Annotated in this window: 12 protein-coding genes; 6 read left to right on the top strand and 6 right to left on the bottom strand. The window is 67.7% G+C overall.

What is annotated here, in order from left to right; all coding sequences use genetic code 11:
• Positions 1 to 157: 157 nt before the first annotated feature.
• From LGM71_RS09850 to LGM71_RS09870, 5 genes are all read left to right on the top strand, one after another.
• Positions 158 to 1081 (top strand): ABC transporter substrate-binding protein, encoded by a 924-nt coding sequence (locus tag LGM71_RS09850; protein WP_124622181.1) that lies wholly within the window; start codon positions 158 to 160, stop codon positions 1079 to 1081.
• Positions 1078 to 2256, top strand: coding sequence for an ABC transporter permease (locus LGM71_RS09855; RefSeq protein WP_226114740.1), 1179 nt, complete (start codon positions 1078 to 1080; stop codon positions 2254 to 2256). Before LGM71_RS09850 ends, LGM71_RS09855 begins: the two co-directional genes overlap by 4 nt.
• Positions 2253 to 3191 carry an ABC transporter ATP-binding protein gene (locus LGM71_RS09860; protein ID WP_059600285.1) on the top strand — a complete coding sequence of 313 codons (939 nt, stop codon included), beginning with the start codon at positions 2253 to 2255 and terminating at the stop codon, positions 3189 to 3191. Before LGM71_RS09855 ends, LGM71_RS09860 begins: the two co-directional genes overlap by 4 nt.
• A complete protein-coding gene (locus LGM71_RS09865) occupies positions 3188 to 3955 on the top strand; it encodes an ABC transporter permease (protein ID WP_226114741.1) in 768 nt (255 codons plus the stop codon). Before LGM71_RS09860 ends, LGM71_RS09865 begins: the two co-directional genes overlap by 4 nt.
• A gap of 218 nt (positions 3956 to 4173) precedes the next feature.
• Positions 4174 to 4842, top strand: coding sequence for a lytic transglycosylase domain-containing protein (locus LGM71_RS09870; protein ID WP_124901088.1), 669 nt, complete (start codon positions 4174 to 4176; stop codon positions 4840 to 4842).
• A 75-nt stretch (positions 4843 to 4917) separates the two neighbouring features.
• Here LGM71_RS09870 and LGM71_RS09875 read toward each other — a convergent pair whose 3' ends face one another.
• On the bottom strand, positions 4918 to 5793 hold the full coding sequence (locus LGM71_RS09875; protein ID WP_226114742.1) for a LysR family transcriptional regulator: 876 nt from the start codon (positions 5791 to 5793) through the stop codon (positions 4918 to 4920).
• Positions 5794 to 5962: 169 nt separating this feature from the next.
• Between LGM71_RS09875 and LGM71_RS09880 the strand changes: the two genes are divergently transcribed.
• Positions 5963 to 7069: an alkene reductase gene (locus LGM71_RS09880; protein ID WP_226114743.1), complete on the top strand. Its 1107-nt coding sequence runs from the start codon at positions 5963 to 5965 to the stop codon at positions 7067 to 7069.
• 76 nt (positions 7070 to 7145) lie between these two features.
• On the opposite strand, the gene LGM71_RS09885 is transcribed toward LGM71_RS09880, so the two are convergent.
• From LGM71_RS09885 to LGM71_RS09905, 5 genes are read right to left on the bottom strand one after another with little or no spacing between them, the layout of a single operon-like run.
• Positions 7146 to 7586, bottom strand: a complete 441-nt coding sequence (locus LGM71_RS09885) for a dihydroneopterin aldolase (protein ID WP_059452158.1) — start codon at positions 7584 to 7586, stop codon at positions 7146 to 7148.
• On the bottom strand, positions 7583 to 8212 hold the full coding sequence (locus LGM71_RS09890; protein ID WP_124901085.1) for a sarcosine oxidase subunit gamma: 630 nt from the start codon (positions 8210 to 8212) through the stop codon (positions 7583 to 7585). Before LGM71_RS09890 ends, LGM71_RS09885 begins: the two co-directional genes overlap by 4 nt.
• Positions 8202 to 11213 carry a sarcosine oxidase subunit alpha family protein gene (locus LGM71_RS09895; RefSeq protein WP_226114744.1) on the bottom strand — a complete coding sequence of 1004 codons (3012 nt, stop codon included), beginning with the start codon at positions 11211 to 11213 and terminating at the stop codon, positions 8202 to 8204. The genes LGM71_RS09890 and LGM71_RS09895 overlap by 11 nt, the downstream gene beginning before the upstream one ends.
• Positions 11210 to 11509 carry a sarcosine oxidase subunit delta gene (locus LGM71_RS09900; protein ID WP_059534095.1) on the bottom strand — a complete coding sequence of 100 codons (300 nt, stop codon included), beginning with the start codon at positions 11507 to 11509 and terminating at the stop codon, positions 11210 to 11212. The genes LGM71_RS09895 and LGM71_RS09900 overlap by 4 nt, the downstream gene beginning before the upstream one ends.
• Positions 11510 to 11537: 28 nt before the next feature.
• Entirely contained in the window at positions 11538 to 12782 is a 1245-nt protein-coding gene (locus LGM71_RS09905; RefSeq protein ID WP_006480591.1) for a sarcosine oxidase subunit beta family protein, read from the bottom strand.
• Between the last annotated feature and the right edge of the window lie 10 nt (positions 12783 to 12792).

Here is a 12792-nt window from a genome sequence, read left to right on the forward strand (position 1 = left end):
TCCGCAGGTGGGGGAATGCGTTCCAGTTTAACAACGGCGCGTGACGCGCGCGGGTTATCCCCACGCGCGCTGTGGACGTGCCGCCGCACATGGTTTGCCAAAGCCGACTCAGTCAAGTAACTTTCGGCGTACGTCCCCGTTCTGGAGAATGGCCCCGATGAAGCTCGCCCTGCCCGCCCGAATCCTGGGCCTCGCGTTCGCCGCCGCTGTCGTGGCACCCGGCGCGCACGCCGACACGCCCGTCGTGGTGTCGTCGAAGATCGACACCGAAGGCAACTTGCTCGGCAACGTCATCGCACAGGTGCTGAAGTCCCATGGCATCCCCGTCACCGAAAAGATCGCGCTCGGCACGACGCCGATCGTGCGCAAGGCGCTCACGAGCGGCGAGATCGACATCTACCCCGAATACACGGGCAACGCGGCGTTCTTCTTCAACAAGGCCGACGATCCCCTCTGGAAGAACGCGAGCCAGGGCTACGACACCGCGAAGAAGCTCGACTATGCCGCCAACCATCTCGTCTGGCTCGCACCGGCGCCCGCGAACAACACGTGGGGCGTCGCCGTGCTCGCGCCGGTCGCGCAAGCGCAGCACCTGAAGACTTTCTCGGATTTCGGCAAGTGGATCGCGGGCGGCGGCAAGCTGAAGCTCGCGGCGTCGGCCGAATTCGTGAACAGCGCGTCCGCGCTGCCGTCGTTCGAGAAGGCCTACGGCTTCAAGCTGAAACCGGATCAGCTCGTCGTGCTGTCGGGCGGCGACACGGCCGCGACGATCAAGGCCGCCGCGAACCAGACCGACGGCGTGAACGCGGCGATGGTGTACGGCACCGACGGCGGAATCGCATCGAGCGGCCTCGTCGTGCTCGACGACGACAAGCACGTGCAGCCCGTCTACGCGCCGACGCCGGTGATTCGCGAAGTCGTGCTCAAAGCGCATCCGCAAATCGCCGAGTACCTGAAGCCGGTGTTCGAAAGCCTCGACCTGAAGACGCTGCAAATGCTAAACGCGCGCATCCAGATCAACGGCGAGCCGGCCGCCGGCGTGGCAAAGAGCTACCTGAAGTCGAAAGGCTTCGTCAAGTGACGGGTCGCGCGGTGGCGTCCGCGCGACGCATCGCGCTGGATAAAGTCGGCATCCTGATCGGTGTCCTGACGATCGTCGCGGTGTTCGGCATGCCGTTCATGGTGCTTCGGCCGAACCGGATCGCGGCCGGCACCGGGCTGTCGGCGTTCGCCGCGCTGCCCGCGATGCAGGGGGCCGCGCTCGCCGCATTGTGGGTCGTCGGCGCGTTGTGGGCGATGACGGCGAGCCGCCCCGCATGGCGGCTCGCGGCGGGCTGCACGTGGCTCGCGACCCTCGCCTACGCGGTCGGCGCCGCGGCGACGCACGTCGTCGCACCCGACGACGTGCTCGCGCGCGTGTCGCCCGCGGCAGGCGTCTGGCTGTTGCTGTTCGCCTGGGCGGTGCTGGTCGCCGACGCACTCGCGCGGCTCGCATTCGGCCCGTGGCGCCGCCTCGTCGCACTCGTCGTCGCTATCGCGGCGATATCGGTACCGCTTGCGACCGGCTGGTGGGACGGCCTGTCCGTGATGCGCGAATACGCGGTGCGCAGCGACGACTTCTGGCGCGAAGCAATCCGGCACGTGTCGCTCGCGGGCGGATCGGTCGCGGCCGCGCTTGTCGCGGGCCTGCCGCTCGGCATCGCGTGTGCGCGGGTCGCACCGGTGCGCACCGTCGTGATGCCGGTGCTCAATATCGTGCAGACGATCCCGAGTATCGCGATGTACGGGCTGATGATGGCACCGCTCGGCCTGCTCGCCGCGCACGTGCCGCTCGCGGCCGCGCTCGGCATCCGCGGGATCGGCGTCGCGCCGGCCGTGCTCGCGCTGTTTCTCTACTCGCTGCTGCCGATCGCGTCGAGCGTCGTGGTCGGGCTCGAGCAGGTGCCGCCGCATGTGACCGAAGCGGCTCGCGCGATGGGCATGACGCGCGCGCAGCGGCTGCTGCGCGTCGATCTCGTGCTCGCATTGCCGGTGATTCTGAGCGGCGTGCGCATCGTGCTCGTGCAGAACATCGGGCTGACCGCGGTCGCCGCGCTGATCGGCGGCGGCGGTTTCGGTACCTTCATCTTCCAGGGGATCGGGCAATCGGCCGCCGATCTCGTACTGCTCGGCGCGATCCCGACGATCGCGCTCGCACTGGCGGCCGCCGTCGTGTTCGAAGCCGCGACCACGCTTGCGAAGGGACGTACCGCATGATCGAGATCGAACGCATCGGCAAACGCTTCGGCGACGTCGTCGCCGTCGACGACGTATCGCTGACGATGAAGCAAGGCACGATCACCGCGCTCGTCGGCGCATCGGGCAGCGGCAAGTCGACGCTGCTGCGGATGATCAACCGGCTGATCGCGCCGACCGCCGGCACGATCCGCATCGATGGCGTCGACACCGCGAGCGTGCCGCCCGAGCAGCTGCGGCGGCGCATTGGCTACGTGATCCAGGGGCACGGCCTGTTTCCGCACTGGAGCGTCGCGCGCAACATCGCGACCGTGCCGCGCCTGCTCGGCTGGCCGGCCGAGCGCATCGACGCGCGCGTGCGCGAACTGCTCGACCTGTTTCATCTTGCTCCGTCCGAGTTCGCGGACAAGCTGCCGCATGAACTGTCGGGCGGCCAGCAACAGCGCGTCGGCGTCGCGCGTGCGCTCGCGGCCGAGCCCGCGATGCTGCTGATGGACGAGCCGTTCGGCGCGCTCGATCCGATCATCCGCAACAAGGCGCAGGACGACCTGTACGCGCTGCAGCGCCGCCTCGGCATCACGGTCGTGATCGTCACGCACGATATCGAGGAAGCGCTGAAGCTCGGCGACACGATCGCGGTGATGGACGGCGGACGGCTGCTGCAGGTCGCGCCGCCGGCCGAGATTCTCGGCAAGCCGGCCGCGGGTGTCGTCGAGCAGCTGGTCGCCGGCGTCGACCGGCCGCTGCGCCTGCTCGCGCTGACGCCGATCGACGCGGTGGCCGAACCCGGCCATGCCGACGGCGAACCGATCGCCGCGACGCGCACGCTGCGCGACGCGGTGTCCGAGCTGCTGTGGCGCGGAGCGGACGCATTGCCGGTCGACGACGGCAACGGGCACGCTGCGCGCCGCATCACCCTCGATGCGATCCGCGCGCATGCGAGGAAGCCCGCATGACGATGAAGCCCGCGCGTTCGACCCTGCCGCGGCGGTTTCCTGCGTATGTCGCGCGTGCGGCCGCCCTTGCGCTGCTGCTCGTGCTGCTGCTGCGCCCCGCATTGCTGCAGGGCGTGTTCGCGCCATTCGCGGACAACGGCGCGCCGGTCATCTACGATCGTGCGAGCCTGCTCGACCTCACGCTCGCGCATCTCGGCACCGTCGCGCTGTCGAGCCTGATCGGCACGCTGGTCGCGGTCGCGGCCGGCATCGCGGTCACGCGTCCGGCCGGCGCGGATTTCCTGCCGGTCGCGCGCAGCGTCGTCGACATCGGCCAGACCTTTCCGCCGGTGGCAGTGCTTGCGCTCGCGGTGCCGGCGGTCGGCTTCGGGCTGAAACCCGTGCTGATCGCACTCGTGTTGTACGGTCTCCTGCCGATTTTCGAGAGCACGATCGCGGGGCTCGAAGACGTGCCGCGCGATGTCGTCGACGCCGCGCGCGGGATGGGGATGAGCGGCTGGCAGCAATTGGTGTCGGTCGAGCTGCCGCTCGCGTTTCCGGTGATCGTGAACGGGATCCGGCTCGCGGTCGTGATCAATCTCGGCACCGCGACGATCGGGTCGACGGTCGCCGCGCGCGGGCTCGGCGATGTGATCATCGCGGGCCTGCAGACGTCGAACACGGCGTTCGTGCTGCAGGGCGGCGTGATCGTCGGGCTGCTCGCGGTGCTGGTCAGTGATGCGATCGGCGCGCTTGCACGGGCGGCAAGCGCGCGGCGGGCGTAGCACGCATCCGCGATCGCGATACGCGTATGAAATGGGGGACGCGAGGGAAAATCCGGCCGTTCTTCATCCGGACTCCGATACGTGTTCGTGCAACGATCGAGTCGGTGCGAGGCACCCGCCGACAAAAGCCTACATCGCGCTTTCATTCGAGCCCGCGCTCGCACACGCCAGATGATTGGCCGATATACTATGCGCCTCCCATTTCCCCTCACTTCACCATGCGACGACGGTTTCTCTGGCTGATCGTGTTTTCGCTCGGCATCGCGCACCAGGCCTCGGCGCAGCAGGCGCCCGCATTGCCTGCCTCCGCGCCCGAAGCCGCCGCATCCGCGCCGACCGAGGCCTCCGTCCCGCTCGCGAACGATCAGCCCAACGAAGCAAACCGTCGCATCACGTCCTACCTGACGAAGAAATTCGGCGTCGCGAGAGAGCGCGCCGCGAAACTCGCCGATATCGTGAACATGACTGCGACGAAATATTCGCTGCCTCCGGCACTCGTTTACGCCATTATCTCGATCGAATCGCGCTTCCAGGAAAAGGCGCGCGGCCAGCGTGGCGCGACCGGACTGATGCAGGTCGTGCCTTCCGCGCACCGCGGCATGCTGCGCAACGTGAAAGACCTGACCGAACCGAATGCGAACGTCGAAGCCGGCTCGAAGATTCTGTCGGGCTATGTGCGGGCGGCCGGCGGCAACGTGCAGGCCGGGTTGAAAAGCTACGGCGGATCGAATGCGTATGCGGCGAAGGTGATGCAGCGGGTCGACACGTTCCGCTTCGTGCTCGAACCCGAAGACGGCGCGAAAGGCGCGAACGATACGAACGCGCGCATGATGCCGGTCAGCGATCTGTCGACCGCGGCGCCCGCCGCGAACCGCAACGCGAAGTAAGCGCACCTCACGCTACGCACCGCGCGTACCTGCGTATCCGCCAGCGGCGGGACGCACGACGGCACGTACCGCCGCTCACTCGCGTGCGAAATGCGCGCGCAGAAATTCGATGAAATGCTGCGTTTTCGCGGGCAGCAAACGCGTTTCGGTCATCGCATAGATGGGCACCGGGGTGCCCTCCCATTCCGGTAGCACGCGGCGCAGCCGGCCGGCGACCACGTCGTCGGCCACCACTTCCTCCGGCAACTGGATGATCCCCGCGTCGTGCACGGCCAGTTGCCGGTTCATGCCGACGCTGTTGACGACGAACCGCCCGCCCACCGGCACGTCGACCGTGCGCTCGCCGCGACGCAGCGTCCACGCGGTGACGCGTTGCACGCTCAGACACTGATGGCGCGTCAGGTCGCCTGGTTCGAGCGGCTCGCCCGAACGTTCGAGATAGCGTGGCGACGCATACAGGTTGCTGCGCAACGTCGCGAGCCGCCGCGCGACGAGCTGCGAATCCGCGGATTCGCCGATGCGGATCGCGACGTCGAACGGCTCGCTCACCAGGTCGACGCGCCTCGACGTCAGCTCGAAATCGAACGTCAGCTTCGGATATCGTTCCGCGAATTCGACGACCAGCGGCGTCAGGTAGATCACCGCGAAATCGACCGGAAACGACGCGCGCAGCACCCCGGACGGTTCGGCCAGCAGCCCGCCGAGCTGCTCGTGCGCGAGCCGCGCCTCGTCGACGATGCGCTTGCAGCGCTCGAAGTACAGCTGCCCGGCCTCCGTGAGCTCGATCCGGCGCGTCGTGCGATGCAGCAATCGCAGGCCGATCGCCTTTTCCAGCGCGCCGATCCGCCGCGACAACGTCGAATTCGGCATCCCCAGCGTCTGGGCGGCACTACGAAAGCCGTGCGCCTTCACGACCTCCACGAACAGCGCCATGTCGTTCAGCAGTTCCATGTCGACTGCTCCATCAATGGATCAATGATCTCCACGATACCCGGTTTATCTCGAAAAGGAAGCAATGGATGATGCTGACGTGGCGGCGAGGCCGGCGCAACGCGCGCGGCCGCCGCCCGATGCGGCATCGCCCCGGTGGCGCATCCCGAACTTCGATGAGGAAAACGCGATGAAACAACTGTTCGTTCCGGCCCCGACCGACCAGGACACGCCGCAACTGTTCACCCCGGTGCGCGTCGGCCGGTACACGCTCGACAACCGCCTCGTGATGGCGCCGATGACGCGCAGCCGCGCCGCGTTCGACGGTACGCCCGGCGCGTGGGCCGCCGAGTACTACGCGCAGCGCGCGGGCCTCAGGCTGATCGTCACCGAGGGCACGCAACCGTCGGCCGACGGCCAGGGCTACCTGACGACGCCGGGTATTTATACCGACGCACACGTCGCCGGCTGGAAGAGGATCAGCGACGACGTGCATGCGCGCGGCGGCCGCCTGTTCATCCAGCTGATGCACGTGGGCCGCATGTCGCATCCCGACAACACGCCGCACCACCGACAAGGCGTCGCGCCGTCGGCGATCGCGCCGGGCGTGCCGATGTTCACGGCGACGGGCATGCAGGAGATTCCGGCGCCGCGCGCACTGACGACGGCCGAGGTGCGCGACACCGTGAACGACTTCCGCTTCGCCGCGCGACGCGCGATCGAGGCCGGCGCCGACGGCGTCGAGATTCACGGTGCGAACGGGTATCTGGTCCAGCAGTTCTTCGCGCCGAACGCCAACACGCGCACCGACGAATACGGCGGATCGATCGCGAATCGCGCGCGCTTCGCGATCGAAGTCGCTGCCGCGATCGCCGACGAGATCGGCGCGGATCGCACGGCGATCCGCCTGTCGCCCGGCACCACGCTGTGGGGGATCGACGAAGGTCCGGAAAGCGCCGAGCTTTACCGCTACCTGGCGACGCAGCTCGACGCGCTCGGCCTCGCCTATTTGCACGTGATGCATCAGGGCGATGAATCGCTGCTCGCGGACCTGCGTGCGCGCTGGCGCGGCACGCTGATCCTGAACCGCCCGGGGCGCACGCGCGACGCGATCGGTGCCGATGTGGCATCGGGTCTCGCCGATCTCGAAGCGTATGGCCAGATGGTGCTCGCCAATCCGGATTTCGTGACGCGCGTGAAGACGGGCGCGCCGATGAACGACGCGCAGCGCGAGACGTTCTTCGGCGGCGATGCACGCGGGTATGTCGACTATCCGGCGCTGAGCGGCGCGGCATAGGCGCTGCAAAGAGAAACGGCGCGTCGTGACTTCGTCATGACGCGCCGCCCTGGAACGATACGGGCCGCTCAGCCCGTTACAGCTGCCCCGCCGCCCCCGTCCACCGCAGGTAATCCCCACGCGTCCAGTCGAGCGACACGCCGACGCGCTTCGTCCCCGGACGGATCTTCGGCTTGTACATCGACAGCGTCAGCGACTCCAGCGCGGGCCATTCGCGGAACGACATCACCGCGAGATCGGCGACGAGCGTTTCGAGCAGCCGCGTATGCGGCTTGTGCGACAGGAACGACGCGACGCGTGCACAGTAACCGTCGTAGTCGATCCACTCGCCCTGCTCGCTCGGCTCGCAGCGATACCCGAGCCGCGCATCGATCACGATCGGCTGCGGCGCCTCGTGCTCGTGCGCGTGGATGCCGATCCGCGCGGGCACCTTCAGTTCGTCGACGAACACGCTCCAGCCGCGCCCGCGCAGGCGCGGCGCGTCGATCGCCACGAACGGTTCGTCGAACGGCTTCATGACGCGAGCGGCGCCGCGGCGTCGAGCATGATGCGCACGAAATAGTCGGCGAAGCTGCGACGCAGGACGATCTCGAACGTATCGTCGCCGGTCGGGATCAGCGTGATCGGCGACTTGAAGTAGTGCGACTGCGCACACTGGCCCGGCTTGAGCACGCGCGGATGCAGATCGAGCGGGCAGCCGCGCGCGATCACGTCGCGCACGCGTTCGCCGCTGACTTCGACGACCGTGTAGCCGCTGCCGACGTCGACCGCCGCCGCATACGAACCCTGCACGGCCTCCGCGAGTTGCGCCTCGAGCACGCCCGCCTGCACGGGCCCGTTCGAGCGCACGAGCCACTCGTCGGGACCGAGCCACAACACGTCGTACTCGGCGCCGCGCGCCACCGTGTTCGGTGCCGACGGCGGCCGGCAACCGACCACGCGCTCGAACGCGCTGACGAATGCCGGGTCGCTCAGCTCGCCGCGCACGTTCACGAGATCGAGGAAGGCCCGCTCGCGCAGCATGAACTTCTTCGATGCGCGCGCCTGATGCGCCTTCAGCACATCCGCCGCGCCGACGAACGGCGATTCAAGCCTCACGCCCGCGCCCGCCACTTGCGACTGGTTTCTCGTTTCATTCCACATGCTGGCGCACCCCTTCGGTATCGTAGAAAACCGGGCTCGAGATCTTCGCGGTGACGCGCTTGCCGTTGGCCAGCGGAATCACGACGCTCTCGCCCATCTTGTTCAGGCCGCCCTTCACCACCGCCAGCGCGATCGAGCGCTTCAGGATCGGGCTGTAATAACTCGACGTCACGTGGCCGATCATCGGCGTCGGATCGACCGCCGACACCTGCGTGTCCTTCGCGATGATCTGCGCGCCTTCGGGCAGCACGAACTGTTCGTCCTCGGTCAGCAGGCCGACGAACTGCTTGCGGCCTTCCTTCGACGTATCGGAGCGCGACAGCGAACGCTTGCCGAGGAAGTCCTTCGACTTCGCGACGAGCCCGCCCATCCCGAGGTCATACGGCGTGACCGAGCCGTCGGTATCCTGGCCGACGATGATGTAGCCCTTCTCCGCGCGCAGCACGTGCATCGTCTCGGTGCCGTACGGCGTGATGTCGAACTCGGCACCGGCCGCCATCAGCGCTTCCCACACCGCGCGGCCCGCATTGGCCGGCACGTTCACTTCATACGCAAGTTCGCCGGAGAAGCTGATCCGCATCACGCGCGCCTTCACGCCCGCGACGGTGCCGTTCCGGTAGCTCATGAACGGGAACGCGTCGTTGCCGAAGTCGATGTCCTGGCACACCTTCTGCACGACCTTGCGGCTCTTCGGGCCGACCACCGCGAACGTCGCCCAGTGATCGGTGACGGACGCGAGCCGCACCTTCATGTCGGGCCACTCGGTCTGCAGCCAGCGCTCCAGCCACGTGAGCACGCGCGCCGCGCCGCCGGTGGTGGTCGTCATCATGAAATGCTGGTCGGCGAGGCGCACCGTCACGCCGTCGTCGAACACCATCCCGTTTTCGTCGAGCATCAGCCCGTAGCGGCACTTGCCGATCTCGAGCTTGTTCCAGGGGTTCGTGTACATCCAGTTCAGCAGCTTCACTGCATCCGGACCCTGGATGTCGATCTTGCCGAGCGTCGACGCGTCGAGGATGCCGACGCTGTTGCGCACCGCCAGGCATTCGCGCTTCACGGCCGCATGCAGGTCCTCGCCGTTCTTCGGGAAATACCACGGCCGCTTCCAGTTGCCGACGTCTTCGAACATCGCACCGTGCTCGACGTGCCATTCGTGCACGGCCGTCTTGCGGATCGGGTCGAGGAAGTCGCCGGTCTCGCGGCCCGCGAACGTACCGAACGACACGGGCGTGTAGTTCGGGCGGAACGTCGTCGTGCCCGTTTCCGGAATCGTCTTGCCCAGCGCCTGCGCGAGGATCGCCATCCCGTTGATGTTGCCGAGCTTGCCCTGGTCGGTGCCGAAGCCCATCGCGGTGTAGCGCTTCACGTGCTCGACCGACTCGAAACCTTCGCGCGCGGCCAGCAGGATGTCGGCGGCCGCCACGTCGTTCTGGAAGTCGACGAACTGCTTCGGCCCGCGTGCGGCGGCCTCGCGGCTGCCGACGAGCCACAACGGCTGCAGCGCGCCTTCGACGGCTTCCGCGACCTGCGGCGCGACGGGGCGCTGCGCGGCCGTGAAGCCCGCTGCCTTCGCCGCTTCGGCGCCCGCGTCGACCGCGAGCCGCAGCGCACGGGCGAGACCGAACTCGCCAGCGGCCGCACCGATGCTCGCTTCAGCCTGCACGGGCTTGCCCGGCAGGAAGCAGGCCTTCTCGTCGTTCCAGCACGCCTTGCCGCCCGACTGCGCGAACAGGTGCAGCACCGGGCTGAAGCCGCCCGACATCGCGACGAGGTCGCACGGCAGCGACTGCAGCTTGCCGCCGGTCTGGCCGTTCGTGTAGGACGCGACGTCGACCGACGATACGCGCCACTTACCCGAAGCAGCCGTCACGACTGCACCGCTCATCACCGTCACGCCCTGCCGCTTCGCGGCCGCGGGCAGCGCGCCGTTCGACGACGCACGCGAATCGACGACCGTCACCTTCGCGCCGCACGCCTTCAGGTCGAGCGCGGTCTGGTACGCACGGTCGTTGTTCGTGAACACGACCACGTTGCGGCCCGGCAGCACGCCGTAGCGATGCACGTAGGTGGACACCGCGCCGGCGAGCATCACGCCCGGCAGGTCGTTGTTGCCGAACACGATCGGACGCTCGTGCGCGCCGGTCGCGAGGATCACGCGCTTCGCGCGGACCTTCCACAGCAGCTCGCGCGTGCCCTTGCGCATCGACACCGGCTGGTGATCGGTCAGGCGCTGCGTGACCGTCACGAGGTTGTGGTCCTGATAACCGAACGCGGTGCTGCGCGACAGGATCGTCACGTCGGGCAGCTTGCGCAGTTCGGCCTCGATCTTCTCGACCCACTGCAGTGCCGGCTTCGCGTCGATTTCCGCGCGGCACGACAGCAGGCTGCCGCCGAGCTCGCGCTGGTCGTCGACGAGGATCACGCGCGCGCCGGCCGTCGCGGCCGCATGCGCGGCGGCGAGGCCCGACGGGCCACCGCCGACCACGAGCACGTCGCAGTGCGCGTAGCATTTGTCGTAGCGATCGGCGTCGAGCACCTCGGGCGCCTTGCCGAGGCCGGCGGCCTCGCGGATCTTCTCCTCGTACTTCGGCCACATGTTGCGCGGCCACATGAAGGTCTTGTAGTAGAACCCGGCCGGCATGAAACGCGAGAACTTCTGGTTGATCGCGTACTTGTCGTTCTCGAGCGACGGCTCGGCGTTCACGCTCGTCGCGACGAGGCCCTGGTACAGCTCGATCTCGGTCGCGCGCGCGTTCGGCACCGTGTACGGGCCGGTCTCGAGCTGCACGACGGCATTCGGTTCCGCGACGTCCGCCGTCACGATCCCGCGCGGACGGTGGTACTTGAAGCTGCGCGCGACGAAGTGCACGCCGTTCGCGAGCAGCGCGGACGCGAGCGTGTCGCCCTGGAAGCCCTGATACGTGCGGCCGTTGAACGTGAACGTCAGCGGAATCGCGCGATTGATGCGGCCACCGGTGCCGAGGCGGTCTTTCTGGCTCATTTGCTCGTGCCCTCTTCGTGTGCGTTGCCGGCGGCTGCGCCGCCGAACTTTTCGTAGCCCTTGATATCGTAGGTCACCGTGTCGCGCGTGACCTTGAACCAGCGGCGGCAGCCCTGCGTGTGCAGCCACTGCTCGCGGTGGATACCGCGCTTGTTCTCGCGCATGAACACGTATTCGCCCCATTCGCGGTCGGTCATGTTCTCGTTCGCAACCGGGCGCACGATGTCGGCTTCACCGCCGCACGTGAACTCGGATTCGGCGCGCGGCCCGCACCACGGACATTCGATCAGCAACATGTTTCTTTCTCCTCGTTCAGTGCGGGGGTCAGTGCGCGACGGCGGCTGCGCCGTGCTCGTCGATCAGGTGGCCCGTGTAGAAGCGGTCGAGCGCGAACGGCGCGTTCAGCGGATGCGGTTCGTCGCGGGCGATCGTGTGCGCGAACACCCAGCCCGAGCCCGGCGTCGCCTTGAAGCCGCCGGTGCCCCAGCCGCAGTTGAAGTAGAGGCCCTTCACGTCGGTCTTGGTGATGATCGGGCACGCGTCCGGCGACACGTCGACGATGCCGCCCCACTGGCGGTTCATCCGCACGCGCGAGAACACCGGGAACATCTCGACGATCGCCTGCAGCGTGCTTTCGATGATGTGGAAGCTGCCGCGCTGGCCGAAGCCCGTGTACTGGTCGATACCCGCGCCGATCACGAGGTCGCCCTTGTCGGACTGGCTGATGTACGCGTGCACCGCGTTCGACATGATCACCGAGTTGACCACCGGCTTGATCGGCTCGGACACCAGCGCCTGCAGCGGGTGGCTCTCGATCGGCAGGCGCACGCCGGCCATGTCGGCGAGCGTCGTCGTGTTGCCGGCTGCGACCACCGCGACCTTCTTCGCCTTGATGAAACCCTTCACCGTATCGACGCCGACCACCGCGCCGCCTTCGCGACGAATGCCCGTCACCTGGCAGTTCTGGATGATGTCGACGCCGGCGCGGTCGGCGCCGCGGGCGAAGCCCCAGGCCACCGCGTCGTGACGCGCGACGCCCGCACGGCGCTGGATCGATGCGCCGAGCACCGGGTAGCGGCTGTTCAGGTTGATCGTCGGCTCGATTTCCTTGATCTGCGCGGGCGTCAGGAATTCGGCGTCGACGCCGTTCAGGCGGTTCGCGTTCACGCGACGCTCGGTGTCACGCACGTCCTGCAGCGTGTGCGCGAGGTTCATCACGCCGCGCTGGCTGAACATCACGTTGTAGTTGAGGTCCTGCGACAGCCCTTCCCACAGCTTCATCGCCTTCTCGTACAGCGCGGCCGATTCGTCCCACAGATAGTTCGAGCGCACGATCGTCGTGTTGCGCGCGGTGTTGCCGCCGCCGATCCAGCCCTTCTCGAGGATCGCGACGTTCGTGATGCCGTGCTCCTTCGCGAGGTAGTAGGCGGTCGCGAGGCCGTGGCCGCCGCCGCCGACGATCACGACGTCGTATTCCTTCTTCGGTTCCGGGCTCTTCCACTGCTTTTCCCAGTTCTCGTGATACGAGAGGCCGTTGCGGAACAGGCTGAATATCGAGTAGCGGCTCATGTTAGTGATC

The organism is Burkholderia sp. AU33545 (assembly GCF_020419685.1).
In the GTDB taxonomy this organism is placed as follows: Bacteria; Pseudomonadota; Gammaproteobacteria; order Burkholderiales; family Burkholderiaceae; genus Burkholderia; species Burkholderia diffusa.

What these genes read in the sequence shown, in the direction of transcription:
- LGM71_RS09850 (WP_124622181.1), top strand. Translation starts at nt 158, where the DNA reads ATGAAGCTCGCCCTGCCCGCCCGAATCCTGGGCCTCGCGTTCGCCGCC.
- LGM71_RS09860 (WP_059600285.1), top strand. Translation starts at nt 2,253, where the DNA reads ATGATCGAGATCGAACGCATCGGCAAACGCTTCGGCGACGTCGTCGCC.
- LGM71_RS09865 (WP_226114741.1), top strand. Translation starts at nt 3,188, where the DNA reads ATGACGATGAAGCCCGCGCGTTCGACCCTGCCGCGGCGGTTTCCTGCG.
- LGM71_RS09870 (WP_124901088.1), top strand. Translation starts at nt 4,174, where the DNA reads ATGCGACGACGGTTTCTCTGGCTGATCGTGTTTTCGCTCGGCATCGCG.
- LGM71_RS09875 (WP_226114742.1), bottom strand. Translation starts at nt 5,793, where the DNA reads ATGGAACTGCTGAACGACATGGCGCTGTTCGTGGAGGTCGTGAAGGCG.
- LGM71_RS09880 (WP_226114743.1), top strand. Translation starts at nt 5,963, where the DNA reads ATGAAACAACTGTTCGTTCCGGCCCCGACCGACCAGGACACGCCGCAA.
- LGM71_RS09885 (WP_059452158.1), bottom strand. Translation starts at nt 7,586, where the DNA reads ATGAAGCCGTTCGACGAACCGTTCGTGGCGATCGACGCGCCGCGCCTG.
- LGM71_RS09890 (WP_124901085.1), bottom strand. Translation starts at nt 8,212, where the DNA reads ATGTGGAATGAAACGAGAAACCAGTCGCAAGTGGCGGGCGCGGGCGTG.
- LGM71_RS09895 (WP_226114744.1), bottom strand. Translation starts at nt 11,213, where the DNA reads ATGAGCCAGAAAGACCGCCTCGGCACCGGTGGCCGCATCAATCGCGCG.
- LGM71_RS09900 (WP_059534095.1), bottom strand. Translation starts at nt 11,509, where the DNA reads ATGTTGCTGATCGAATGTCCGTGGTGCGGGCCGCGCGCCGAATCCGAG.
- LGM71_RS09905 (WP_006480591.1), bottom strand. Translation starts at nt 12,782, where the DNA reads ATGAGCCGCTACTCGATATTCAGCCTGTTCCGCAACGGCCTCTCGTAT.